26 protein-coding genes and 5 pseudogenes are annotated in these 25537 nt (G+C 40.9%); 12 read left to right on the top strand and 19 right to left on the bottom strand.

Going from position 1 to position 25537, the window contains the following annotated elements:
• The first annotated feature begins 26 nt into the window (after window positions 1-26).
• Entirely contained in the window at window positions 27-1736 is a 1710-nt protein-coding gene (locus tag KV40_RS03085) for a solute carrier family 26 protein (protein WP_036477882.1), read from the top strand.
• A 251-nt stretch (window positions 1737-1987) separates the two neighbouring features.
• On the opposite strand, the pseudogene hypD reads toward KV40_RS03085, so the two are convergent.
• From hypD to KV40_RS03065, 4 genes and pseudogenes are all read right to left on the bottom strand, one after another.
• Window positions 1988-2950: pseudogene (hypD, locus tag KV40_RS03080) on the bottom strand (hydrogenase formation protein HypD); the annotation flags it as partial.
• A pseudogene (locus tag KV40_RS03075) lies at window positions 2917-3210 on the bottom strand (cell division protein FtsH); the annotation flags it as partial. The pseudogenes KV40_RS03075 and hypD, both read right to left, overlap by 34 nt.
• Window positions 3161-3553 (bottom strand): ATP-dependent metallopeptidase FtsH/Yme1/Tma family protein, encoded by a 393-nt coding sequence (locus KV40_RS03070; RefSeq protein WP_081942742.1) that lies wholly within the window; start codon window positions 3551-3553, stop codon window positions 3161-3163. The gene KV40_RS03070 and the pseudogene KV40_RS03075, both read right to left, overlap by 50 nt.
• A 31-nt stretch (window positions 3554-3584) precedes the next feature.
• The gene (locus KV40_RS03065) at window positions 3585-4274 is read right to left on the bottom strand and encodes a phosphoribosyltransferase (protein ID WP_036477874.1); all 690 of its coding nucleotides are present in this window, start codon (window positions 4272-4274) and stop codon (window positions 3585-3587) included.
• 854 nt (window positions 4275-5128) lie between these two features.
• Here KV40_RS03065 and KV40_RS36550 point away from each other — a divergent pair.
• On the top strand, window positions 5129-5485 hold the full coding sequence (locus KV40_RS36550; protein WP_253274149.1) for a hypothetical protein: 357 nt from the start codon (window positions 5129-5131) through the stop codon (window positions 5483-5485).
• Between the two features lie 262 nt (window positions 5486-5747).
• Here KV40_RS36550 and KV40_RS03050 read toward each other — a convergent pair whose 3' ends face one another.
• Window positions 5748-6128, bottom strand: coding sequence for a hypothetical protein (locus KV40_RS03050; RefSeq protein WP_052055302.1), 381 nt, complete (start codon window positions 6126-6128; stop codon window positions 5748-5750).
• Between the two features lie 403 nt (window positions 6129-6531).
• A pseudogene (locus KV40_RS03045) lies at window positions 6532-6753 on the bottom strand (hypothetical protein); the annotation flags it as partial.
• Between the two features lie 24 nt (window positions 6754-6777).
• Here KV40_RS03045 and hypE point away from each other — a divergent pair.
• A complete protein-coding gene (gene hypE, locus KV40_RS03040) occupies window positions 6778-7827 on the top strand; it encodes a hydrogenase expression/formation protein HypE (RefSeq protein ID WP_036477869.1) in 1050 nt (349 codons plus the stop codon).
• A 270-nt stretch (window positions 7828-8097) separates the two neighbouring features.
• On the opposite strand, the gene KV40_RS36895 is transcribed toward hypE, so the two are convergent.
• The 9 genes and pseudogenes from KV40_RS36895 to hoxE form a co-directional block, all read right to left on the bottom strand.
• On the bottom strand, window positions 8098-8220 hold the full coding sequence (locus KV40_RS36895) for a hypothetical protein (protein ID WP_256381100.1): 123 nt from the start codon (window positions 8218-8220) through the stop codon (window positions 8098-8100).
• Window positions 8221-8238: 18 nt separating this feature from the next.
• Window positions 8239-8388, bottom strand: a complete 150-nt coding sequence (locus KV40_RS03035; protein WP_036477867.1) for a hypothetical protein — start codon at window positions 8386-8388, stop codon at window positions 8239-8241.
• A 24-nt stretch (window positions 8389-8412) separates the two neighbouring features.
• Window positions 8413-9009, bottom strand: a complete 597-nt coding sequence (locus KV40_RS03030; protein WP_052055300.1) for a GerMN domain-containing protein — start codon at window positions 9007-9009, stop codon at window positions 8413-8415.
• A gap of 244 nt (window positions 9010-9253) precedes the next feature.
• Window positions 9254-9694 carry a DUF4278 domain-containing protein gene (locus tag KV40_RS03025; RefSeq protein WP_036477864.1) on the bottom strand — a complete coding sequence of 147 codons (441 nt, stop codon included), beginning with the start codon at window positions 9692-9694 and terminating at the stop codon, window positions 9254-9256.
• A gap of 67 nt (window positions 9695-9761) precedes the next feature.
• Window positions 9762-10062: pseudogene (locus KV40_RS37200) on the bottom strand (hypothetical protein); the annotation flags it as partial.
• A 1-nt stretch (window position 10063) separates the two neighbouring features.
• Window positions 10064-10242: pseudogene (locus KV40_RS36535) on the bottom strand (hypothetical protein); the annotation flags it as partial.
• A gap of 104 nt (window positions 10243-10346) precedes the next feature.
• The gene (locus KV40_RS03020) at window positions 10347-11348 is read right to left on the bottom strand and encodes an L-lactate dehydrogenase (protein WP_036477862.1); all 1002 of its coding nucleotides are present in this window, start codon (window positions 11346-11348) and stop codon (window positions 10347-10349) included.
• A 348-nt stretch (window positions 11349-11696) separates the two neighbouring features.
• Window positions 11697-13307, bottom strand: coding sequence for an NADH-quinone oxidoreductase subunit NuoF (gene nuoF / locus KV40_RS03015; RefSeq protein ID WP_036477859.1), 1611 nt, complete (start codon window positions 13305-13307; stop codon window positions 11697-11699).
• Window positions 13297-13806: a bidirectional hydrogenase complex protein HoxE gene (hoxE, locus tag KV40_RS03010; protein WP_036477856.1), complete on the bottom strand. Its 510-nt coding sequence runs from the start codon at window positions 13804-13806 to the stop codon at window positions 13297-13299. Before hoxE ends, nuoF begins: the two co-directional genes overlap by 11 nt.
• A 245-nt stretch (window positions 13807-14051) precedes the next feature.
• On the opposite strand from hoxE, the gene KV40_RS03005 reads away from it, so the two are divergent.
• The 8 genes from KV40_RS03005 to hypB all read left to right on the top strand — a co-directional run bounded on the left by KV40_RS03005 (window position 14052) and on the right by hypB (window position 20203).
• Window positions 14052-14249, top strand: a complete 198-nt coding sequence (locus KV40_RS03005; RefSeq protein WP_036477855.1) for a hypothetical protein — start codon at window positions 14052-14054, stop codon at window positions 14247-14249.
• Between the two features lie 237 nt (window positions 14250-14486).
• Window positions 14487-17018, top strand: coding sequence for a phosphoenolpyruvate synthase (gene ppsA, locus KV40_RS03000; RefSeq protein WP_036477853.1), 2532 nt, complete (start codon window positions 14487-14489; stop codon window positions 17016-17018).
• A 14-nt stretch (window positions 17019-17032) separates the two neighbouring features.
• Entirely contained in the window at window positions 17033-17572 is a 540-nt protein-coding gene (locus KV40_RS02995) for a universal stress protein (protein ID WP_253274146.1), read from the top strand.
• A 46-nt stretch (window positions 17573-17618) separates the two neighbouring features.
• Window positions 17619-18206: a universal stress protein gene (locus KV40_RS02990; RefSeq protein ID WP_036477851.1), complete on the top strand. Its 588-nt coding sequence runs from the start codon at window positions 17619-17621 to the stop codon at window positions 18204-18206.
• Window positions 18203-18565: an STAS/SEC14 domain-containing protein gene (locus KV40_RS02985; RefSeq protein ID WP_036477850.1), complete on the top strand. Its 363-nt coding sequence runs from the start codon at window positions 18203-18205 to the stop codon at window positions 18563-18565. The genes KV40_RS02990 and KV40_RS02985 overlap by 4 nt, the downstream gene beginning before the upstream one ends.
• Window positions 18566-18579: 14 nt before the next feature.
• On the top strand, window positions 18580-19077 hold the full coding sequence (locus KV40_RS02980; RefSeq protein WP_052055299.1) for a hydrogenase maturation protease: 498 nt from the start codon (window positions 18580-18582) through the stop codon (window positions 19075-19077).
• Window positions 19065-19406: a hydrogenase maturation nickel metallochaperone HypA gene (gene hypA, locus KV40_RS02975; protein ID WP_036477847.1), complete on the top strand. Its 342-nt coding sequence runs from the start codon at window positions 19065-19067 to the stop codon at window positions 19404-19406. The genes KV40_RS02980 and hypA overlap by 13 nt, the downstream gene beginning before the upstream one ends.
• 32 nt (window positions 19407-19438) lie before the next feature.
• Window positions 19439-20203 carry a hydrogenase nickel incorporation protein HypB gene (hypB, locus tag KV40_RS02970; RefSeq protein ID WP_036477845.1) on the top strand — a complete coding sequence of 255 codons (765 nt, stop codon included), beginning with the start codon at window positions 19439-19441 and terminating at the stop codon, window positions 20201-20203.
• 43 nt (window positions 20204-20246) lie between these two features.
• On the opposite strand, the gene KV40_RS34580 is transcribed toward hypB, so the two are convergent.
• Window positions 20247-20393 (bottom strand): hypothetical protein, encoded by a 147-nt coding sequence (locus tag KV40_RS34580; RefSeq protein WP_156113921.1) that lies wholly within the window; start codon window positions 20391-20393, stop codon window positions 20247-20249.
• 169 nt (window positions 20394-20562) lie between these two features.
• Between KV40_RS34580 and KV40_RS02965 the strand changes: the two genes are divergently transcribed.
• A complete protein-coding gene (locus KV40_RS02965; RefSeq protein ID WP_036477843.1) occupies window positions 20563-20835 on the top strand; it encodes a cation-transporting P-type ATPase in 273 nt (90 codons plus the stop codon).
• Window positions 20836-20876: 41 nt separating this feature from the next.
• Here the strand turns inward: KV40_RS02965 and KV40_RS02960 are convergent, their stop codons facing one another.
• The 3 genes from KV40_RS02960 to pyrC all read right to left on the bottom strand — a co-directional run bounded on the left by KV40_RS02960 (window position 20877) and on the right by pyrC (window position 25520).
• Entirely contained in the window at window positions 20877-23630 is a 2754-nt protein-coding gene (locus KV40_RS02960; RefSeq protein ID WP_036477841.1) for a glucosidase, read from the bottom strand.
• Window positions 23631-23635: 5 nt separating this feature from the next.
• Complete coding sequence (locus KV40_RS02955; protein ID WP_036477839.1) at window positions 23636-24403, bottom strand: SDR family NAD(P)-dependent oxidoreductase; 768 nt, start codon at window positions 24401-24403, stop codon at window positions 23636-23638.
• Window positions 24404-24491: 88 nt separating this feature from the next.
• The gene (gene pyrC, locus KV40_RS02950; RefSeq protein ID WP_036477836.1) at window positions 24492-25520 is read right to left on the bottom strand and encodes a dihydroorotase; all 1029 of its coding nucleotides are present in this window, start codon (window positions 25518-25520) and stop codon (window positions 24492-24494) included.
• Between the last annotated feature and the right edge of the window lie 17 nt (window positions 25521-25537).

The raw sequence follows: 25537 nt of genomic DNA, 5'->3' as shown, positions 1-25537 counted from the left end.
TTGATTGAACAACCAGCGATCGCCCCATGACCAAAGCCCAGTCCCGTAGATTGAATGCTGTTGCGCTACCGAGTTTAAAACAATTGCTTTCTTATCGTCGGGAATGGTTGCGGGGCGATGTATTAGCGGGTTTGACGGTGGCAGCTTATTTAATACCGCAATGTATGGCATATGGAGAATTAGCAGGAGTCGAACCAGTAGCAGGGTTATGGGCGATTTTACCGCCGATGGTTATTTATGCAGTATTTGGCTCTTCGCCACAGCTTTCTATCGGTCCCGAATCTAGTACCGCCGTGATGACAGCCGTAGCAATAGCACCTTTAGCCGCAGCTAGAAGCGAAACCTACATTAGCCTTGCTGCTTTACTAGCAATAATTATGGGCGTTATCTGTATTGTTAGCTATTTTGCCAGATTGGGTTTTTTAGCCGATTTACTCTCCAAACCCGTTTTAATTGGTTATATGGCTGGCATTGCCCTAATTATGATAGGGGGACAACTAGGCAAGATTGGCAAAATTGAAATCGAAACCGACGCTTTTTTCAGTCAGGTTGGCGAATTTATCGGTAAGCTACAGCAAGCTCATTCTCCCACGCTAATTTTAAGCATCTTGGTTTTGGTATTTTTGTTTGGCTTTCAGCGTCGCTTTCCTAATGCACCCATACCTTTAATCGCTGTTTTACTGTCCACAATAGCAGTAGCTATTTTCAAACTCGATACTCGCGGTGTGGCAATCGTAGGAGAAATACCTGCGGGTTTGCCTGGCTTTGCTATTCCTCAAGTATCGTTAAACGATCTGGGTACTCTAGTTGCTTCTGCCATAGGCATATCCATCGTCGGTTATTCCGATAACGTACTGACGGCTAGAGCTTTTGCCAATCGCAATAACTATAAAATCGATGCCAATCAAGAACTCTTGGCTTTGGGGGTGGCTAATTTTGGTAACGGCTTGATGCAGGGGTTTCCTATCAGTAGTAGCGGTAGTCGTACCGTCATTGGCGATTCTTTGGGGAGTAAAAGTCAGCTATTTTCTCTGGTGGCAATGGTGGCAGTAATTTTGGTGCTATTGTTTCTGCGTCCGATACTGGCACTGTTTCCCAATGCTGCTTTGGGTGCAATCGTTATCTATGCTGCTACCAAATTAATTGAAGTTGAAGAATTTATCAGGCTATATAAATTCCGCCGTAGTGAGTTTATTTTAGCGATCGCTACGACGCTAGCAGTATTGATAACTGATATTTTAGTTGGTGTGGGGATTGCGGTTAGTTTGTCGGTAATTGAGTTATTTTCTAGAGTTGCCCGTCCCCACGATGCGGTTTTAGGTACGGTTCCCAGTTTGGCAGGATTTCACGATATCGACGATTGGGAAGGAGCGAAGACAGTACCTGGTTTGGTAATTTATCGTTACGATGCGCCTTTGTGTTTTGCCAATGCCGAGAACTTCAAACGGCGATCGCTCGAAGCTATTGAAGCAGAACTACATCCCGTTGAATGGTTCGTGCTGAACATGGAAGCCAATGTAGAAATCGATATCACTGCTATCGATATGCTATCGGAACTGAGAAATGAACTAGCTGCGAAAAACATAGTTTTTGTAATGACGCGAGTTAAACAGGATTTATATCTGGAACTCAAACGAGCCAAGTTTCTTAAAAATAATTCAGCCGAACATATTTACCCTACTTTACATACGGCGATCGCTGCTTTTGAAGAAAGAAGATCGACATTTGAAGATTGATACAATCTATTGATACAATCTATAGACTCACATCCGAGTTTTGATTACTTTCCATTGTTCGTCAGCTAAATCGCTACGATGTTTTAGATAGATAAAAAAGATATTTTTGTAAAAGCGATTGGATAATGCAGATCGCAACTAAGAGCGAAGCAGATAGCTTTTTGCCATTCTCGCACTACTTTTGAAGAAATCTGTAGCTCTACTTGGCGATCGCTACAAACTTAAAGACTAAAATCATAATTCACCACCTACTAATTACTGACTAATTGCCGATAACGATAATAAGCAGCACAAGCACCTTCAGAAGATACCATTGGCGCGCCTAAAGGGTGTTCTGGAGTACAGCTAGTACCAAAAGCTTGACACTGATGGGGTTTTGTTGTGCCTTGCAAAATCGAGCCGCTAATACAGTTTGATGATTCCTTGGTAGTTGAATTTTCAAGCTGGAAATTTTCTAAGGCATCAAATTGACCGTATTCATCTCGCAGTCTCAAACCGCTATTAGCAATAGTTCCCATGCCACGCCACTGCTGAGGAACAGTTTCAAATATTTGGGCAACTAATTTCCGTGCCGCTCTATTACCTTGAAGTCTAACAGAACGACTGTACTGATTTTCAACTTCCATACTTCCTGCTTCTAGTTGCCTGACGCACATATAAATTCCCTGAAGAAGATCTACAGGCTCGAATCCAGTAACTACAATTGGTACGCCATATTTCCTGGCTATAGGATAATATGCTTCATATCCCGTTATCGTGCAGACATGACCAGCCGCTAAAAATCCTCTAACACGGTTATTGGGCGATGCTAAAATCATTTCCATTGCTGGCGGTACCAATACGTGAGCTACCAGTAAAAAAAAGTTGTCCAATTTCATCTGCTTAGCTTGATATACCGCCATTGCCGTTGTCGGAACCGTAGTTTCAAATCCTACGGCAAAAAACACAACTTGTCGTTCTGGGTTTTGAAGTGCGATCTTTAAAGCATCGAGGGGGGAATAAACGACTCTAACATCTCCTCCCGAGGCTTTGACCGAGAGTAAATCTTTACTGTTACTCCCAGGTACGCGCAGCATATCGCCAAACGAGCAAAACGTAACTTCTGAGAGCGCGGCAATTGCGATCGCTTTATCGATTAAATCTACCGAGGTAACGCAAACAGGACAACCAGGACCATGAATCAAAGTAATTTCCTGGGGTAATAATTTATCGATCGCAGCTGTTCTCCTTCTAAAGTCTCACGTTCTAAGAGAATTCCAGCTAGGGTTGCTAAAAGTTCTTGGTTTTCTTGCAGAATTTTTAGGGCAACTTGGTGCGCGCCATCAATAACTAATTTAACTTCGCGATCGATGGTTTCGGCAATGTGAGGGCTAACTTGACGACGAGGGTTGGTTATACCTTCAAGAAACTGCTGCTGGATTTTTTCAAAAGCAATAGGTCCCAAGCGATCGCTCATCCCGTAAAGAGTGACAAATACCACCATTTACAGGAGTAGCCGAAAATTCTACCTGATGCTGACGGAGAATTTTGGGTAACTCCGTATCCTGGGCTACTGGTACCGTAGTATAAACTTGCTCTGTTTTGTTGCCAACTGCTTGCGTTTTGAGAACGTATTCGATGCGATTGGAACCAATTTGTACTCGCTCGACGCGATCGGCTCGAACTAAGTCGATAAACTTGCTGTAAGGTTGAGACTGTGGCGAGGTTGCAGGTAAAAACAAGCTAAACAAAATCAGTATTGTTGAGGTGACAATTAAAGTCCAACCTAATTGCCTGGCTTGTGGCGATTTACTGGGGCGGTCTTGGTGTTTGGGCATTGGTAATACTTCCAAAAATAAAGCTGTTAATTTAATAAGTTGCAACTAAACTTTTCTGAGTTTCTTGCGATAGTAAATCGCATACTTGGCAGTCGGTTATTGTGGGAAAATTTTCGTAACTAAAGCCTATTGCCTGGAAATGTTTTGGTGTAAGCAAACAAACAACCTTATCTACCTGAGATTTCGAGCGTTCGATCGCCATTGAAGATGCCACTGGAATGGCAACAATGATTTTGTCTGGCTGGTGCTGACGCAAGGCAGTAACGGCTGCGTGTATGGTACAGCCAGTAGCCATACCATCATCGACCAGAATAATAATGCGACCGCGAACTTTGAGCATGGGACGAAAGCTACGGTAACAGCGATCGCGCCACCTCAACTCGGCTTTTTCTCTAGCTGCGATCGCTTTAAGTTGTTGGGAAGCAACTTGATGAATTTGAGTTGTATTTTCATCAATAATGGCAACGTTGCCACTGTAGTCATGTACTAAAGCATCTTCGGCGATCGCACCTATTGCCGTTTCGGAAAAATTGGGTAGCCATAATTTTTTTACCAGACAAACATCTAAAGGTAGATTTAATTCTCTAGCAAGTTCGTGGGCTACTGGTACGCCACCACGAGGTAATCCTAATACTATTGCTTGAGGATGATTGGCATAACTAGTAAGTTGTTTGGCTAACCTGCGACCTGCTTCTTTTCTATTAGGCAAGATAGTTTTCATTTTATTTACCCTGACGATTAAAAACAGACCATTTCTGGTGTATTTTTAAGCTAGCTTCTAAGTTTGAGAAAGTTGTGAGATTTAGTTGTTGTTAACCGTCACAACACAGCGCGTAGCCAAGCCATGCCGTAGAACGATCGCAATTTAGTATTAGGTAATTGTGCTTTTAACTAACTTTTTAAAATTATTAGTTAATACAATAAGACAGGGTGAGTTTATATAAACTCACCCTGTCACCTGTTTTCTATTTGGTTGTTCAAGGTTTCCTCCTCAACCTTGGTAAAATCGAGTCTACAGTTGGTCCATTTTTCAGTTTACAATCGTTTTTTCACATTTTTGGTTTAGTATTACCTTTTAAAAAAGTGTAACTACATAGGTTGCGATCGAAATGCAATCAACTAAACTCGTATCTATATATTAACAAATATCAAAAAAAAAATGATTCTATTCCTTTTAGATGCGTCCTGGTGGAGTACGACAATCCGTATTATTTGACAGCACCCAACGCCAAAACAGAAGAAAGAAAATCATGAATCCTAAAAAAATAAAACCCTTTAACATAGCTTTAAACTCCAGCAAGATAACGAGAACTTGACTTTTATTACTCTCACTCCACACTAAACTTTCGCTCTTTAAAGTAAACTTTTTCTCTTTCACACATTAAAAAGCTTGCTAATTTATCTAGTTAGTATCTTTATTTTAATTAATAATTTATCAGTGCGACCGATAAGTTTTATGGAGTTGAATGTAAAGTTATACTGCTGGAAATTACTAGAAAAAAGCTCTGGTTATTGGGGTTACATCGTACGAATTCAAAGTTTTACTCCAGCTATAATGTAGATAAAAACAACTATATGAACAGTATTAAAGTTGATGGAGGTAAAGGTTATGAAACCAATGATTTGGCATCCCGAACCAAAGGATCGAAAAGTCAATCAGTACCTAGACCGCACCAATCGCGAACCGTAGCTCGTTATTTTTCTAGAAAAAGGATTAAATCTAAAATGAACGACAATTTAATTCACCCCATGACTGATGAAGATTGGATTAACCAGGGAAAAGCTGATGCTTGGGAAGGAAAACCCAAACAAACTCCAGAACACGATCCCCAAGCAGCTAGTATGTATGATTTGGGTTACTGTGAAGGAGAGATCGAGCAATCGCCAGTTAGTTCGCATACCAGTCACAGCAGCGTCGAACCAGAAGGCTAGCAACTAAGCCTCATAGCAATTTTTACCTGGGGATGTATGAGCGAAGCTATTCTTGTAGCTCGAATTCATCTGGCAAAAAAAGATCTATCGATCTATAAATGCGATCTTCTCGCTAACATTTATCTATGCGTATAAAGTAAACTCCGTCACTAGTACAAGCAGAAATTTTTCCTTGACAATCTTTTAAAATAACTTAGATAGAGTAAGCAAATTATTTGAGAAACTCGTGAATAATTTTTCTCTTATTAAAAAAAGCAAACTCTTATCGAACTTGGGAGATAATTTCTACTTGGCTAACGTCAACTGCACCAACTCCGCGCACATCACTAGCGACAGTTACTAATCTATCGAGAAAAGTTTTATTTGCTATCGTGCCTTTAATAATAATTTTGTTATTATTCTGCGCGACATAAAAGGTAGATATTCCGTTTAAAATAACGTCGTGTTCGAGTGCTCTAGCCACTCTTTTCGCCAAACCACTGGGATCGTATTCTCCATTGATTCCAGTTCGTTCTATAGGAATAGAAGTATTATAGTCTTTGACTGAGAGAGTTTGGCGATCGCAGCTAATGCTACTAGAGATTGTGAGCGAGATCGCTAAAGTAACAAGCAGAAATTTTCCAGAATTAAATTTAATGTTCATAACTATCGTTCCCCCAGAATGCTAACCAGCAGAGAAATGATTTAGCAGAACGAATTTAGTAGCTATAATCAAAGTTGGCAATTTGAATCTATGCGATCGCCAGCGAATATTACATAGATAAAAGAATTCTTGGTAGTTAGTTCGGTTCTAAAAATAGATCGCTAAATCGACCAAACAAAACTTAAGTAAACTAAGAAAAACTATTTACACCCGTTTTATTTTATATTTTTGCATACCAATGTTTAATTCAAGTATTTAGTGCTGAAAAAAACAAAGTTATTGAATATTTTATCGCGATCGAATATATTCACTTATTTAACTATTACTATTCTAACTTGGTTCAATAGCTGCAGAAGTATTTTTATACAATTATTCAAAGATAGTAATCGAGTTTAAACCTAACTTAGAGAACTACATTTTCTGTATTTACCGCTCTTTTGTTATAGGGTAATTTGGTAAGTAATATTGCCATCGCACAAGTGTGAGTGACTCCAGCAAAAATCAAATCCCCACCAACAAAATCACCAAAAATTAAGAACCAAAATAAAACAAAAGCCCCTAAAATAGTTTCTAAAAAGACTAGTGACTCAGCCACAACTTGTACTTGGCGGAACATACTAATTGGTCAAAGAGCAAACAAACTAATTTTATGAGCGATCGCCCAAAGTTCGATCTTGTCTGTCCGATTCCCCTACAGCAATATCCCCGTATCTTACTAGCTCATGGTGGTGGGGGGAAATTAATGCAGCAGTTAATCCAAATGTTTCTAGCTGTTTTTGGAACGACAGATAGTATTCAACATGATGCGGCAACGCTTCAGCTTAGTGGTAACAAAATTGCTTTTACCACCGACTCTTATGTGGTCAATCCGTTATTTTTTCCTGGTGGAGACATTGGTTCTCTGGCGGTTTACGGTACGGTAAACGATTTGGCAATGGCTGGTGCGCGTCCCCTATACCTGAGCGCGAGCTTTATTTTAGAAGAAGGTCTACCAATAGAAACTTTATGGCAAGTGGTGCGATCTATGCAGCAAGCCGCAGCAATAGCCAAAGTAAAGATCGTCACTGGAGATACCAAGGTAGTAGATAGAAGTAAAGGCGACGGTATATATATTAATACTACTGGGGTGGGAATTATCGAACACGATCTGGCGATCGCACCGCAAACAGTCAAATCAGGGGATTTAATACTCTTAAATGGAGATTTAGCACGTCATGGCATTGCAGTTATGGCGGTCAGAGAAGGACTTGAGTTTGAAACTACCATCGAAAGTGACTCTGCACCATTAGCCGAATTAGTTTTAAAGCTACTTTCAGCCGACGTAGAAATTCACTGTCTGAGAGATATAACTCGCGGTGGTCTGGCTAGTATTTTAAATGAAATTGCTGCTGCGGCACGAGTTGGCATGGAAATTGATGAGAGTTTAATTGCTGTTAATGATGAAGTGCAGGGAGCTTGCGAATTACTTGGTTTCGATCCCCTTTATGTCGCTAACGAAGGTCGATTTGTTGCTTTTATTCCCCAAAAACACCGCAAACTCGCTTTAGAGATTATGCGATCGCATTGTCCCGATCGAAATGCAGCAGTTATCGGCAAAGTAGTTGAAGATAAAAATTATTTAGTTACTCTCAAAAATACAATTGGCTCGAAGCGTATTCTAGATATGTTAAGTGGAGAGCAATTACCACGAATTTGTTGAGTTTATTTATAAGCGTTTCTCATATTCGTGAGGTACAAATCCAGACTTAAGTCAGATAGCTCAAACCCTAGAGCCACAGCCTGCGGTAGCAGGCACAGCGTGTACGCGCTGTGCCTAAAGCTTTACTAATATGAGGTGTATCTCATGTGACCGAGAATTGCTATATTTTATTGCACTTACTAACCATCATAAATTTAGAACAATTCGACAGTAATGTGTAACTACGAAAATGCAAGTTAATTCTCTAATTCGGTATTTAGTTTGTAATTACTAACTAGTAGTTGTTCGTATTGTCCTGCGATCGCTTATGGGAATTGGTAGGGCGTGCAGCGATCGCCATTTACTGGTGGATAGTTGCGTTCCGTCAATGGTTTTGCCAAAGACATCAAACATTTTTCCCAAATAAAATATTTATAGAGATTGTTCGCGTTCGTCATAAGGATCGCCTTCATAAGGTTGGACTCCAGATTTCGGATAATCATCATCACTGGCTTTAAACAGTCTGGAGACTCCATCCCAAATATACTGAACTAAATTTTGTAGCCATTGAAAAATTTTCATTTTGTTTTACTTCTATAAACTAAACTATTGATTTAAAAAATCATTAGAGAATTTTTGTCTGGTTAGGGGATATTCCAAAAGCAGTCCTTCACCCCCTAACAGATAATGTTCGTCTAATGGTCGTCCTTCAATTGAGAGCCAAACTTGTGCTTGGGAATCGATGCTAGTAGCAGTATAAAGAACTTGTGCTACTCGATAAATCATCGAACTGCTGCCACCTCCTTGACTAAATTCACGAGATAAATTTATATAAATACCTGTTTTATTTACGTGTAAGTCAAGTAACTCAGTTTGTTTGGGAATGGTAGTGGTGAAACCAAAAATTGAAGATTGTGCGAATAATTTATTTAAAGCTTTTTGAAGGGCAATTTCTGGAGAAGCTGCAACAATATTGGTAGCTTTTGATGTCAACTGAATACGGTTATCGACAATTTCTAACCAATAAATTTGGGGACTGAATTCAGCCGAATTAACTTGTTCAACAGTAAGCGATTTGATAATATCAGGTAGGATAGCTTTTTGTAAAGCCCACAGAGCCGTAACTTGAGCCATCCCGATCGCTAACAGAATAAATCCAATCCCTATTGGTATAAAATTAGGGGATTTATTAAGCAGTTTCATATTAATATCAATCCCAATTAATAATTAACAAGCTTTTTACTAGTTTTTGCTCTACTTTCTTTCATCTATGTTGTTTCCTAATATTTGTATCAATTGTAAATTTGCGAAGGTTGCTCTCGATCTTTTATAGTTTTAAATTAAGCTAAAAACTTAAAAAAAGTGTGAAGATGGTCAAGAAAAAGGCTTGATTGCTTTTTTATTTTTATTACTAAAATTACCACTCACTTTTTAGGGCTTAATATTTTTAGTTGCTAGTAAAAAGTTTTTCCGAGTTGTTAGCGGAATTTTGACTGGAATCGCTAGTAATTTTATTGGTATTAAGTTTAAAAATGCCGTTGACATGATAAGTTACACCACGATATTTTAGTTGCCAACTTGGCTGAGAAATTAAAACTGTATTTTGAGGTGTTTTTTCCCAAGGTACGCCTCTATACATACCCCTTGTCGTAAAGTTGCTGGTGGGTACAGTAACTTGTCGTTTTGGCTGACAATCGAGTCGGTAACAGCGTTCTAAAAATAGAACGGGATTGAGTTCCCAGCAGGTTTCTAAATGGTCGATTTTATACCTGTGCCAAAAACTAAAGGGATCGATAAATTTGACGTATTGATGAGAAGAAAATAATTGCCGCCAATAGAGTTTAAAGGGAAAACTAATGTCATGTTTTTTTGTTGCTTGAAGTTTCATGTGACCGTCCTCCTTTGCTAGCTTTTAACTTTAGACTAAGCTAATAATTTGAAGAAGTTGTGAGTTAGTTAAACATCGTGTCAATAACATGAACAAAGGCTTCATAGGTATGAAACAATCCATATCTGTCAGATAGTAGATAAGCCTCCAGCCAACTTTCTAGGGTGTGTTCGCTCAACATTTCCATAACTCGCCGTCTGGAGACAGTTAACCGCCATCTTCATCTTCGGGCAGATAATCCGCTATCCAACCATTGGTACTTGATGCGATCGCCATAAGCCTTCTACTTTATGACCGTCTACAAATTCAGGTTCCGTCCAGCCTTTAGGAGTTCGTAAAATAATCATCGGATATCGAGGACGAAAAGCTTATTAGGCGATTGAGGTGAACATAGGTGAAGCTAAGCTAAGGGCGGGAGATGCTCCCCAATGTTCGAGTAATCTCTGTTTAATATGTTCTGCCTTTAGTGGTTTTTTCGGTAAAGGATTATCTCGTAAATAAATCATGCCGACTGCCAGATAATTACAGGTGTGCCAATAAGCATCGATTTTTTTGGCTCTTCCGAGATTAAAGTTTCCACGTTTGTCTGAGTCTGAATACGAGTCATAGTTTTTGAGTCAAAAGAATAAAATCTTTAGATTGGGTACTGGTTCTAATTCTGCAAATTGAGACTTTGGAATACGTTTTGAAGGATTTCGGCAGAATGTTGAAGCTGTTTGATTTCTGTAGGACTGAGTTGAAGGTTAACGGTTTTGAGAATACCGCGTTCGTTAATTACCCTTGGTAAACCCAAACACACATTCTCGATATTGTATAAGCCCTTGACAAGACCGCTAACGGTAAGCACTCGTTCTTGAGAGCGTAAAATAGCTTTAACAATATCGGTAACAACTAAACCGATCGCGTAAGAAGTATATTCTTTTCGCTGGATAATTTCATAAGCAGCGTTTTTTACCCGATTGAAAATAGCCGTTAGTTCGGCGCGCTCGCTCTCGGCTAAATGTTCCCAATCTTGCGATAGTAGTTTTCGACCAGCTACATTCGCCGTACTCCAGACGGGAACTTCACTATCGCCATGTTCGCCGATGATGTAAGCATGAACGCTGCGGGAATCAATATTTAGTTTGTTTGCTAACAACAAGCGAAATCTAGAGGTGTCTAGTACTGTTCCCGAACCAATAACTCTAGAACTAGGAAACCCAGAAATTTTTAGTGCCACGTAGGTCATAATATCGACGGGATTAGTGACAATCAGCAAAATGGCATTAGGACAGTGTTGGACTACATCCCTCAAAATATTTTGATAAATAGCCACATTGCGTTCGAGTAAGCTGAGACGAGTTTCCCCTGGTTTTTGCGCTGCCCCAGCAGTAATAATTACAATATCGGCATCCCGACCAGCATCGGCTACCGTTCCTGCTACTACGTCTGTAGGATCGATAAACGACATTCCATGAACCAGATCCATTACTTCTCCCTCGACTTTTTGCAGGTCGAGATCTTGTAAAACCAGTTCGTCAAAACAGTTTTGAATCAGTAGTGAATAGGCGCAAGCTAACCCTACTTGTCCCAAGCCGATAATTACTCCTTTGCGAGGACGAAGAATCGAGCAGCTTTTGGCTGTAGTGTTAGAAGTAAAAATTTGGTCGAACATATAAGTTTGAGTTATAAGATTTGGTGAGTAATTAGTGGTAGGTTAAAGTTTTGGTTCGAGATAAGTTATAGCACTATTGGTTATTTGCCTCATGGTAAATACCTCGATCGAGTTTAATAATATCGGTTGTCTATTTTTAGATTAGAAATTAAAGTTGAGAAATTTATGAGAACCTATCTCACTAATGCCAAAAATATGATAATTTACTCTTACATGAGACGGAGAGTACAATGGCTGGACGTTTTGAGGGATTAAACGTTCTTAGTTCGTGAATTTTGAATGCCAATTTACATCTGTCTTCCCTGAATGCCGAATAGCTGTGTCAATAGTACTATATGTCACTTGCTCTCATTCATTGAGGTTTGAAATCAATTCCAAATATTCATCGCGAAAATAGCGCAGAGTGCTTAATACGGGATTGGGTGCCGATTGCCCAAGACCACATAAGCTAGTGTATTTAACCATTTCGCACAATTCTTCTAATTGTTCTAAGTCAGTCAAAGATGCCGTACCTTGTCGAATTTTTGTTAGTAACTGATATAACTGAACCGTTCCCGCTCGACATGGTATACATTTACCACAAGACTCATCCATACAAAATTCCATAAAAAAGCGAGCTACATCTACCATATTGGTGGTTTCATCCATGACAATCGCTCCACCAGAACCCATAATCGAACCCAGTTCTGATAGAGATTCGTAGTCTACAGGAGTATTAAAAGCCGCAGCAGGAATACAGCCGCCAGAAGGACCGCCAGTTTGCACAGCCTTGGCTTTACCGCCATCGGGAACACCACCACCCATTTCTGCTACGATTTGCTGTAAGGTAGTTCCCATCAGTACTTCAATTAAGCCCGTATTGCAAACCTTTCCTGCCAGAGAAAAGACTTTAGTTCCTTTACTGTTTTCGGTGCCAATACTAGCAAACCAATCGGCACCCTTACGAATAATTGTGGGAATATTGGCAAAGGTTTCGACATTATTAATTAGAGTCGGACAACCCCATAAGCCAGATTCGGCAGGATAGGGAGGACGGGGACGAGGAATACCCCGCTTGCCTTCGATCGATGCCATTAAAGCCGTTTCTTCGCCACAGACAAACGCACCCGCCCCAATCCGTAGCTCGATTTTAAAATCAAACGGAGATTCAAATATTTGACTGCCTAATAAACCTAACTGTTTTGCCTGACGAATTGCTGTTTGCAGGCGATCGATCGCCAAAGGATATTCGCCGCGCACGTAAATATAACCATGACTCGCCCCGACAGCATAAGCGGCGATCGCCATACCTTCGATAACTCTATGGGGGTCGCTTTCTAACACGCTGCGATCCATAAACGCTCCAGGATCGCCTTCATCGGCATTACAAATGACAAATTTACGTTCTCCTTTTGCCTTAGCTACCGTTGCCCACTTTAGACCCGTAGGATATCCCGCGCCACCTCTACCCCTCAAACCACTTTGAGAGATGCTTGCTACTACTGATTCTGGAGTCATTTCCAGTAAGGCATGGTGTAGTCCTCGATAACCATCAGCAGCAATATATTCTTTAATATTTTCTGGATCGATCGCACCACTGTTTTCTAAGACAATCTTTAACTGTCGGGTAAAGAATGGGTGACTATTTGGTTGATATTGAGACGGAGTAAGAACTGAGTCTTGATTCATACCTACAGATGTCACTATTTCACTGACAGTCTCTGGCGTAATGCGATCGTAGAGAGTTCCTTGAGGATCGACTCTAACTAAGGGTCCGCGACTGCACAATCCCATACAGCCGACACCCGAAACAGCTACTGTTTCCGCCAGTCCCTTCTCCTTTACCGCTCGTTCTATCTGCTCTTTTACTAATAGTCCCCCTGCCGATAAACATCCTCCTACGGTACAGCAACGAATAGTAGGTTGTTGTTGTTTTTCCTTTTGGCTACTGACGATCGCTCTAAGTTCTTCAAAATCCATGATGCAAACATTCCTCAACTCGACTGAGAACAGATGCAGAAGTTTGATGTCCTGCCACTTTGCCATCTACTACCACCGCAGGAGCAATGCCGCAAGCACCCAGACAACGGGCAGTAAGTAGCGACAGTTGACCATCTGAAGTAGTTTCTCCTGCTTTAACTTGGTGCTGTTGTTCTAAGCTGGCTAATAAATTAGCTGCTCCTTTGACATAACAAGCAGTACCCATACAGACAACGCAAGTGTGTTTTCCTTTTGGGTTTAAAGTAAAAAAATGATAAAAGGTGGCTACTCCGTAAACCCTGCTAGGCGGGAGTTTAAGGCTGTGAGCGATATAAAGCAGTAAATCTTCCTCTAGATAGCCAAACAACTCTTGTGCTTGATGCAACACTTCAATCAGAGCATCTGGTGCATATTGGTGACGTTTCATTGTCGCCGATAACATCCGTAACCGCTTATCGCCACTGGGATGTAGTTGTGATTTTTTTTTAGTAACTGACATTTTTCGCTCTAATGGTTAATGGTTTATCGTCTCCTGCCACACCATAGTTGCAGTTAAGTTTTTTCTCGCCAGAGTAGTTTTCATTATTTTTTCCTCAAGTGCTAGAAAAAATTTAATCGCCAGAAATTGGCTTCGATTTCAGATTAGAAAAACTACTTGAAGAATTTGTGAAGCATTAAAAAAAAAGTAAAATTTGATACAGAAAATATGATATATTTGTGGTGTAGAAATAAGGAGAAACTAAAATGTCTATTCAAAACCAAGCTCGTTCTCTTTTAATGCGCCATCACAAGTTAGTTATGAATCGCGAAAGATCTATGTTGGCTCGTACTGCTGCTGATATTGGCGTAAATGTCGATCCTAAATATCACAATCACATTCAAGGTAAAGCTCTCAATGATTTCGATCTAGTTTACGATCGCTCTCATGCAGCTATGAGTTGAGAATCTAAAAGACAATTGAATATTTTTAAAGCAAATGCAGTTAAATTTTAAGCAGTTGGCATTAGCAATAAATGGAGTGTAATTTCCCAGAGAAAGCACTCCATTTTTGGTTTTGGTTGCTGTTTGCTTAATTTTTACTATTACTTATCTTCACAAGTTTCTCAACTTATTTGGATACAACAGAATCATCAGCCTCAAATAGGCGTAAAAAGCTAAAAAATAGAGGAATTGGGATTTATGGTAGCAACAGTAAATCGCTACGGAGAACTGTTACAAGACCGCGAACGAGCTTTTGTTCTCTGGTTTGAAGATGTGGGTATGTCAGACGTTTCTTTAGTAGGTGGCAAGAACGCTTCTTTAGGAGAAATGATCCGACAGTTAACGCCACAGGGAATTAAAGTTCCAGGAGGTTTTGCCACTACTGCCTATGCCTATCGCTTCTTTATCGAAAGAGCGGGACTAGAAACTAAGCTGCGCCAACTATTTGCCGATCTCAATGTGGAAGATGTCAACAACCTCAAGCTGCGGGGCAAGCAAGCCAGAGCATTAATTCTTAATACTCCTTTCCCCAAAGAATTAGAGACTGCTATAACCCAAGCCTACAGTCAATTATGCCAGCGATACAGCATCGACTTTCAATATTGCGATCGCTTTGAAGGAGAAGAAAAAGAACTGTGCCACCAGTATACTTATAACGTCGATGTAGCGGTTCGTTCCTCTGCTACTGCCGAAGATCTACCCGATGCGAGCTTTGCAGGACAGCAGGAAACCTATCTCAATGTTTGTGGCATTCCCAACGTTCTCGAAGCCTGTCATAAATGCTTTGCGTCTTTATTTACCGATCGCGCTATTTCCTATCGTACCCTTAAAGGTTTCGACCACTTTAACGTCGCTCTTTCAGTTGGCGTACAAAAGATGGTGCGTTCGGACTTGGCAACGTCTGGAGTTATGTTTTCTATCGATACTGAAACGGGCTTTAGAGATGTCGCGTTAATTACTGCGGCATACGGCTTGGGTGAAAATGTGGTTCAAGGTGCGGTCAACCCCGATGAATATATCGTTTTTAAACCAACTTTACGCCAGGGCTATCGTCCAATTTTGGAAAAACGCCTCGGCAGTAAAGAAATTAAGCTGGTGTACGACATCGGTGGTAGCAAGCTGACTAAAAATATTCCTACCTCGCCTTCAGAAAGAATTAAATATGCCATTGATGACGATGAAATTCTCACTCTAGCTAAATGGGCGTGTCAGATCGAACGGCATTACTCTAAACTACGTCGAGTTTATACCCCAATGGACATCGAATGGGCAAAAGACGGAGTGACGGGAGAATTATTTATCGTTCAAGCCCGTCCCGAAACAGTGCAGTCCCAAAAAGCGATCGATGTCTTGCAGACATATAAACTTGTCGAAACTGGTACTAATGTTTTGGCGACAGGCAGGGCAGTAGGCGAAAAAATTGGTAGGGGTAAAGCCAGAGTTATCTTGGATGTTACTCAAATCGATAAATTCCAGCCAGGAGAAGTTCTCGTCACCAATAAAACCGATCCCGACTGGGAACCAATTATGAAACAAGCCAGCGCGATCGTCACTAACCAGGGGGGAAGAACCTGTCATGCAGCGATAATCGCCCGCGAAATGGGTATACCCGCAATTGTCGGCTGCGGTGATGCCACTAAAAATATTCAAACAGGACGAGAAGTTACGGTTTCTTGTGCCGAAGGAGAAAGCGGTAAAGTCTATGCTGGTTTGATTCCGTTTACCGTCGAATCTACTCAATTGAAAGATCTACCTTCAACTAGAACCCAAATTTTAATGAATGTCGGAAATCCCGAATCAGCTTTTAGCCTTTCGGCTTTACCCTGCGACGGTGTGGGTTTGGCAAGGTTAGAATTTATCATCGCCAACCAAATTAAAGTTCATCCCATGGCGTTGCTGGAATTTGACAAACTGTCAGAATCTACCGAAAAAGTAGCGATTGCGAAGCTAGTCGGAGACATCGCTCGCCTGACGGTTAATTACCCACACAAACCCGATTTTTTTGTCGATAAATTAGCTAGAGGTATTGCTACTATTGCCGCAGCATTTTATCCCCAACCAGTTATCGTGCGAATGTCAGACTTTAAGAGTAACGAATATGCCAACCTGTTGGGGGGCAAACAGTTCGAGCCATCTGAAGAAAATCCGATGCTGGGTTGGCGTGGTGCCAGTCGCTATTACGATCCTAAATATCGCCAGGGTTTTGCATTGGAATGTCAGGCATTCAAACGAGTGCGCGATGAGATGGGTTTGACTAATGTTATCCCGATGATTCCCTTCTGTCGCACTCCCGATGAAGGACGTAAAGTGTTGGCAGAGATGGCAAAAAATGGTTTGGTCAGAGGCGAAAACGGTTTGCAAGTATACGTCATGTGCGAACTGCCCAGTAACGTACTGTTGATAGACGAATTTAGTCGGGTATTTGACGGCTTTTCCATCGGTTCTAACGATCTAACCCAGCTGACATTAGGACTCGATCGCGATTCTTCTCTAGTGGCACATCTTTTTGACGAACGCAACCATGCCGTTCAAAATATGCTGGCTATGGCGATCGCTGCCGCCCGACGCAACCACCGCAAAATCGGCATCTGCGGACAAGCACCAAGCGATTATCCAGAGTTTGCCGAGTTTTTAGTGAACCAGGGTATTGATTCGATTAGTCTCAATCCCGATGCGGTGCTTAAAACCAGACTTCAAGTAGCCGCAGTAGAAAGCAATATTAATCATTAAAAGAGGAGTTCCAAATGATGATAAACAAAATCTTAGTAGCAGTAGACTATTCAGAAAGAAATAAATCTGTTTATAACTCGGCAGTATCTCTAGCTAAAAGTACGGGAGCAACATTAATGCTGCTGCACATCTTATCCGAAGACGAATCAGGATATCCCACTCTGCCTACTTATGCTAACTATTACCCGATCTTGGAAGATCGCGAGTATGAATTATATAAAGAAAGATTGGCAGAGTATCAACAACAGGGAATTAATTTCTTAAAAAATCTAACTCAGAAGGCTACAGAAGCAGGAGTTAACACCGAACATACCCAATTAATTGGCGATCCAGGACGAATGATTTGCGAACTAGCCGATACTTGGGGGACAGATTTGATTTTAGTAGGCAGTCGCGGACTGAAAGGACTAAAAGAAATGTTTCTCGGCAGCGTTAGTAACTATGTAACCCATCATGCACCTTGTTCGGTGCTAATCGTACGTGAGGCGATCGCCAATGGCTCGAATTTTGATGCGAGCGAGCGAGAAACTTCGGCAACCACAGTTGACAGCTAAAATCGCTTACCTACCAACTATTAGCTACTAACCACCAACCAAAGAAATGTTTGACATAATTTTGGCGGCAATAGATCGCTCTACAGCAAATAAACGAGTGTTTGAAGAAGCTTTATCTCTGGCTCAAGCCACCAAAGCTAAGTTAATTTTACTGCACGTTTTATCGGCAGAAGAACCAGACAGTCCGATTCTGTCTCGCTATCCGACAGTTAGCCGACATCATCATTATTTACATCTCGATCCCGAACTCGTTCGTCTTGCAGATACTATGTATCACCAGCAATGGAAAGCTTTTGAAGCTGAAGGACTAAAGATACTGCGTTCTTTTAGAGATCGCGCGATCGCCGCAGGTGTAACAACTGAATTCAGTCAAATTACAGGTCATCCCAGTTCGACTATTTGCGATTTTGCTAGCTCTTGCCATGCCGAGGTAATAGTTATCGGCAGACGGGGTTTTTCGCAACTGAAAGAATTGTTGGTAGGTAGTGTTAGCAACTACGTAATACACCATGCTCCTTGTTCGGTAATGCTGGTTCCGACTGCGAGAGAACCAGAGCGGAATTATGGAGCGGAAACTATGGTATCGACAAAAATAGCAAACAAATATTTATTTAACAGCAGAGGGAAACCATGACCATTAAACTCATTCCCCACAAACCAGACAACATAATCGGAATCAATATCGATGGCAAAATTGAAGTCGAAGATATCGATCGCGTAATCGAACTAATCGAGAAGCAACTGCAACGGAGAGGAAAATTAAGAGTGTATGCAGAAGTAGAAAACTGGACGGGAATGTCTTTGGAAGCTTTTATTAAAGACCTGAAATTTAGCTTACAACACTTTAAAGATTTTGAGAAAGAAGCGATCGTCTCCGATCGCCAGTGGCTGAAAAATTTAGCAGCAGTAGGTAATTCTTTGTTTTCTGGCATCGAAGTCAAACATTTTACCTTTGCCGATCGAGATAAGGCACTGAAATGGATAAGTAGTTAGTTGCAAGGTATGTAATGATTGCTGCCAAAAATTTAGTAATTGGTTACGGTAATAGCTTGCGGTGTGATGATGGTGTTGGAGTAAGAGTAGCGGAAATGGTTGCCGATTGGCACTTGCCGAAGGTGCGATCGCTTGCTGTCACTCAATTAACTCCCGAACTAGCTCAGGATCTGGCTGGAGTAGACTCGATCATTTTTGTCGATGCCTGTCAGGCAGTCGATACCGATACTGTAGAAGTATGTGCTTTAAAACCATTGGCTACAACTCAGCTTCACAGTCACTTTGGCGATCCTAGAGCCTTACTAAGTCTTACTTTAGCGATCTACGGCAAATGTCCCCAGGCGTGGTGGGTAATTATACCAGCTACAAATTTTCAACTAGGCGAAAGTTTATCTTCTTTAGCTAAAAAAGGAATTGCTTTGGCTTTAATTCAGATTAGAGCCATTCTAAATGGCAATTGTCAGACTATGACAACAGCTACCGACATCAAATACAACTCATGCACGAAGTAAGTATGATGCAAAATACTCTAGAAATTGCCTTCGATCGAGCCAGACAAAACGGGGCGACACAGATAGAATGTCTGACGCTGAATATTGGCGAGTTATCGGGAGTAATTCCCGAAGCTTTAGAATTTGCCTTTGAAATTTTGATTGCAGGAACGATGGCAGAAAATGCCTCGCTAGAAATTAACCTCATTCCCGTTACTTGTTATTGTCAACGATGCGATCGCAATTTTCAACCCCAAGATTTTGTTTATCGATGTCCTCAATGTCAGCAAATAAGTACCAACATTCTTACTGGTAGTGAATTGGAATTAGCATCCCTAATAGTTAGTTAGTAGTTAGTGCTTGTTAATGGAGAAATTATCAGATGTGTAAAGACTGTGGCTGTAGTAATGCGATCGATAATGTAGCAATCGAAAATTCTCTTGGAATTTTACCAACAACTCCTCAAGTAAAAGCAACACACCAACGTCAAATCGAGATTAATCGAGGTATTCTTAGTAAAAACGATCGCCTGGCAGCGCAAAACCGCAACTATTTTAAATCAAAAGAATTATTGGTTATTAACTTGTTATCTTCACCAGGAGCGGGCAAGACAGCTCTAATCGAAAAAATGCTGCAAAACTATCAAAATAACATCGATATTGGGGTGATTGTTGGCGATTTAGCTACGGATAACGATGCTCGTAGACTACAAAATTGGGGCGCACCAACAGTTCAAATTACTACTGGTAACGCCTGTCACTTAGAAGCCAACATGGTTGCTAAAGCTGCCCAGAAACTCGATCTAGATAATTTTAACTGGCTAATTATTGAAAATGTCGGTAATTTAGTTTGTCCTGCCGCTTACGACTTGGGGGAAGATTTGAGAGTGGTGTTGCTGTCTGTTACCGAAGGTGAAGATAAACCTTTAAAGTATCCAACTATGTTTAAATCAGCACATATAGTAGTTATTAATAAAATCGATCTGGCTGAAGCCGTAGAATTCCAAAGAGATATAGCGATCGCCAATATTCGAGAAATTGCTTCGCAAGCTCAAATTTTCGAGGTTTCAGCCAAAACAGGTACGGGAATCGATCGCTTTTATACTCATTTATTACATTCATCAATGAACGATGAGCTTTTTTTTTAATGAGCAATAAGTAGTTAGCAATAAACAATGGGAGTTTAACTGCTTATTGTTTATTGTAATTAACCTCTGCTACTGTAATTTGGGTGGCAGCAGGATTGAGCATAGCTGCGGGATGTGGTTTGTGGCAACTTGATTTAATCGCAACGATTTTAGCTTTAATCGCGTTGCGACTGGTAAAAGAATCGAGCATTATTTATAAATTAGTTAATGATTTCTAAGGGGCTAAAGTTTGAAAGCACACTTCACAAGTTTCTCAAATTTTTACCCTAATTTTTATTAAAGCGATCGAGCCAATTACTCGAACTGCTACGCAAATATCGCTTTCAAAATCTTTGCTCCAATACCAAAGTGAGTTAGTCATGACTTTCCATCCTCCGATTTGGTCGTTAAATGCCGAGGAAGTTTATCTCAACCAGGCTACTGCTGCCGAAGGACTTGCCGATAGTGAAGCTGAGGTAAAACTAAAACAGTATGGTGCCAACGAACTACCAGAACCGCCTCAGCGTTCTTTGCTACTGCAACAAGGTAATAATAATGCTTATTGCCAAGAACTCATCCCACTAATCAAGGAGAATTTCGGGTATTTAAAGTTATTTTGTAGTTCAGTCATTTCATTTAACATTTATTATTAATTTTCATCTGTGCCACAAATAATAAAATTTTCATAATTTTGCTAAGTTAAATTTGAATTTGAATGTTCGGCGTGTAGTTGAATCATATAAGCTACTATTCCCGTCCAGCCTGTTTGATGGGACGCACCCAAACCCGCACCATTATCGCCGTGAAAGTACTCGTAGAAATAGATATAGTCGCGCCAGTGAGGATCGTTTTGAAACTTTTCGATACCGCCATATACAGGACGCTTATCTAAATCGTCTCGTAAAAAGATTTTAGTCATCCGCATAGAGAGTTCCAGAATAATTGCCTGAAGATTTTTTAATTCTCCCGAACCTGTAGGAAATTCTATTTGAAAATCATCTCCCAGATACTTATAAAAGTTTTGTAAGGCTTCTATGAGTAAATAATTAATCGGAAACCAAATAGGACCGCGCCAGTTAGAATTACCGCCAAACATTCCCGAATTGGATTCTGCTGGCTGATAGTCTACTTTGTATTCATTCTCGTTTACCTGCAAGACAAAAGGTTTATCCTGATGATATTTAGAGACGGAACGAATGCCATAGGAACCTAAAAACTCGGTTTCGTCGAGCACATAAGCCAGTAACCTTTGTAGTTTATTAGGTTTGCCATCATTTCTTTTAGTGGCATAGCATAAAGCCAGTAGTCTTTTTGCACCCATGCCTTTTGTTTCCATACAGGCAACATTTTTCTTGAGATCGGGACGATTGTTGATAAACCACTCTAAACGCTTTTTAAATCCTGATAAATTCTCGATCGTTGCGGGTTCGAGAACGTTGACCCCCAAAAGAGGAATTAAACCTACAAGCGATCGCACTTTTAAAAAACATCTATCGCCATTGGGAAAGTTAATTACATCGTAATAAAAGCCATCTTTTTCATCCCATAAAGAAACCCCATCACCGACATGGTTCATGGCATCGGCAATATAAAGAAAATGTTCGAAAAACTTACTGGCAACATCTTCATAAGGGGGACGCTCTCGCGCCAATTCCAGAGCAATATTTAGCATTCCCAGACTATACATTCCCATCCAAGAAGTAGCGTCTGCTTGTTCTAAATATCCTCCTGTGGGTAATTCTGCCGAGCGATCGAATACCCCTATATTATCTAAACCTAAAAAACCCCCTTCAAAAACGTTTTTTCCCCCAGCATCTTCGCGGTTGACCCACCAGGTAAAGTTCAGTAATAGCTTTTGAAAAATACGCTCTAAAAAATCGAGATCTTTGCGCTTCCAATACTTTTGTTCGATAGTATATATCTGCCAGGCTGCCCAAGCCTGTACGGGTGGGTTAACATCGCTCAATGCCCATTCATATGCCGGAATTTGTCCGTTGGGATGCATATACCATTCTCTGGTAAGGCGAGAAAGCTGGAGTTTGGCATAGTCGGGGTCGAGTACAGCTAGAGGAATTAAATGAAAAGCTAAGTCCCAGGCTGCATACCAAGGATATTCCCACTTATCGGGCATAGAAATAATATCATCATTAAAAAGATGCTTCCACTCCGAGTTTCTGCCAGATTTACGCGCTTCTGGAGGAGCAACAGTATTGGGATCGCCCTGTAGCCAATCTTCGACAACATAATAATAAAACTGTTTGCTCCATAACATCCCCGCAAAAGCCTGTCGCTGGACTCGACGTTTATCTTCTGAGATGGGATGGGGATTAATCCAGTGATAAAATTCGTCTGCTTCTTGTTGTCTTTGTTGGAAGATGCGATCGCATTCAGCAAAAGGATTTTCTAAAGAATTGACATTAGCTAATCTCAGTTGGATTGTTTGGCTTTTACCAGGAGCGATCGATAGCTGATAATGCGCGCTAAATTTAGTGCCAATTCGGTTTGGGTTTACTGCTTCTTGTTTGCCTCGAACGATATAGTTATTAATGCCGTCTTTAACATAGGGAGAAGCATTGGGTTGTCCGAATAGTAATTCGTTGTTAGTTTCGTTTTCGGTAAACAGTAGGGGTGTTTCGCGAAACGCCCCTACAGGGTGGGCGCTGTCTTGGTGCGCGTTCCCTTGCGGAAAAGTGCGGTCTTGGGGGGTCGCACCGCAATATAACCAGCGTTTTCCTAAACTGGGATGATCTGCTTCGATAACGCTGTAATTATCTTGTTGGGAATAAATTTTTAATTTTGGTTTTGGAACATCTTTAAACCAAGACCAAGTATTGCGAAACCAGAGAGTAGGTAAAATATGTAGGGGTTTGGTTTCATCACCGCGATTATATGCCGTAACTCTAATTAAAATGTCTTCGTCGCTGTTTTTAGCATATTCAATAAATATATCAAAATATTTATCTTCGTCAAAAATTCCCGTATCTAATAACTCATATTCTGGCTCGTGTTTGCCCCGTCTTTTATTTTCTCGAACTAAATCTCCATAGGGATATTCATGCTGAGGATATTTATAGAGATACTTCATATAAGAATGAGTCGGGGTATTATCCAAATAGAAGTAATACTCTTTGACATCTTCCCCATGATTGCCTTGATTGCCAGTCAAACCGAACATCTTTTCTTTGATAATCGGATCGCGTTCGTTCCAAAAAGCTAAAGCAAAACACAGACGCTGATGGTTGTCACAAATACCCGCAATGCCATCTTCTCCCCATCGATAAGCACGAGATAAAGAATCTTGGTGAGAAAAATAATCCCAAGCCGAACCAGACTCGCTATAATCTTCTCTAACCGTTCCCCATTGCCTTTCGCTAATATAAGGACCCCAGCGCGTCCAATAAGCCAAGCGTTCTCGATTTTCTTCTAGTCTTTGTTTTTCTGCAATCATATTAATTACTGTTCTTGATAGTTCCACAACAGACCACCATCGACATAGAAAGTCGAACCTGTAATATATCTAGCTTCATCGGATGCAAGAAATGCCACCAACCCCGCTACATCTTCTGGTTCTCCCAAACGTCCCAAAGGAATGTTTTGCGTAACTTTTTTAAGCTGTTCGGGATTGTTGAGTAGCTTTTCATTAATGGGTGTAGCGATCGCACCTGGAGCAACATTGTTTATTGTAATTCCCATTGAGCCTAGTTCTACAGCCAGATTACGGGTTATCATCTTTACTCCGCCCTTACTAGCGCAATAGGCTGTAAAGTGAGGGAAAGGCAGTTCTTCGTGAACGGAACTGATGTTAATGATTCTGCCTGGGTTATTAGTTTCTCGGAAATGTCTGACTACGGCTTGAGTGCTAAAAAACACAGCTTTGAGGTTGACGTTTAATACTAAGTCATAATCTTCTTCTGTGACATCCCAAAAATCGGCTCGTTTTTCTAACCCTGCATTGTTGACTAATATATCGACTTTGCCGAAATAATTAATACCTTCTTCGACTAAATTATTAATTTCTCGAACTTTACTCAAGTCTGCTCGTACAATTAGAGCTTCAGAACCTATTTGCTCTATCTCCTGTTTGACTTTTTGTGCCTCATCAGGATGAGAACGATAGTTAATCACAATTTTTGCTCCTTCTCGTGCCAAGCGATCGCATAAAGCTTGTCCGATACCTCCACTACCACCAGTAACGATCGCGACTTTGTTTTCTAGTTTCATAGTTTTAACTTTGTTTGATACCAAATTAGAGTTGGAAATAGCGCGATCGCGAAAGAGACTAAATCAATTAATTTCTGTCATGGGAATGTTAAATCATTTTCCACTTCATCTCTTGACCTGCCCATAAGGGAACGAGTCCAGATTCAGGAAATGGAACTTCATCAGGAATACGCCAGGTTGTTTTAGTCAAAATAATCTGTTCTGTATTGCGCGGGAGTTGATAAAAATCTGCTCCGTAAAAACTGGCAAAAGCTTCGAGTTTATCGAGGGAATTAGCACTTTCAAAAGCTGCTGTGTATAGTTCCATAGCATGGAGAGCCGAATAACAACCCGCGCAACCACAGGAACTTTCTTTGCTATTGCGGGGATGGGGCGCGCTATCAGTACCTAGAAAAAATTTGGGATTGCCAGATGTTGCTGCTTGCAAAAGTGCCAAGCGATGCTGTTCTCGTTTCAAAATTGGTAAGCAATAAAAATGGGGCTGAATGCCACCTTGGAATATAGCATTACGGCTAAACAATAGATGTTGTGGTGTAATCGTGGCAGCGATCTTGTTAGTTGCCAGGACAAACTGCACGGCATCGGCAGTGGTAATGTGTTCGAGTACCACCCGCAGTTTGGGAAATCGCTTCTTGAGGGGAATTAAATGTTTCTCGATAAACACCTTCTCGCGGTCAAATATATCAACATCTCCATCGGTCACTTCCCCGTGAAGTAATAAAGGTATGTCTACCTGTTCCATCATTTCAAAGACGCGATCGCACTTACTAATGTCCGTCACACCGAAATCTGAATTGGTGGTTGCACCCGCAGGATAGTATTTTATCGCTTTGACAAACTGAGATGCCTTAGCTGCGATAATTTCTTCGGGGCTGGTATTGTCGGTGAGGTAGAGGGTCATCAGTGGCTCAAACTGTTTGCCAGTGCGAATTGCTGCTTTTATGCGCTCGCGATAGTCAGCAGCATCAGCTACTGTGCGTATCGGAGGCTTTAGATTCGGCATGATGATGGCGCGTGCAAACTGACGTACTGTATGGGGCAGGACTGCTTTGAGTGCTTCGCCGTCTCGTAGATGCAGATGCCAGTCGTCGGGTCTAGTAAGAGTAAGATTTTGCATTTTTCTATGATAAAACA

The sequence above is a fragment of the Myxosarcina sp. GI1 genome, assembly GCF_000756305.1.
In the GTDB taxonomy this organism is placed as follows: Bacteria; Cyanobacteriota; Cyanobacteriia; order Cyanobacteriales; family Xenococcaceae; genus Myxosarcina.
Note: the sequence above shows the minus strand (reverse complement) of the source record. Positions and strands in the feature narration are given on the sequence as shown.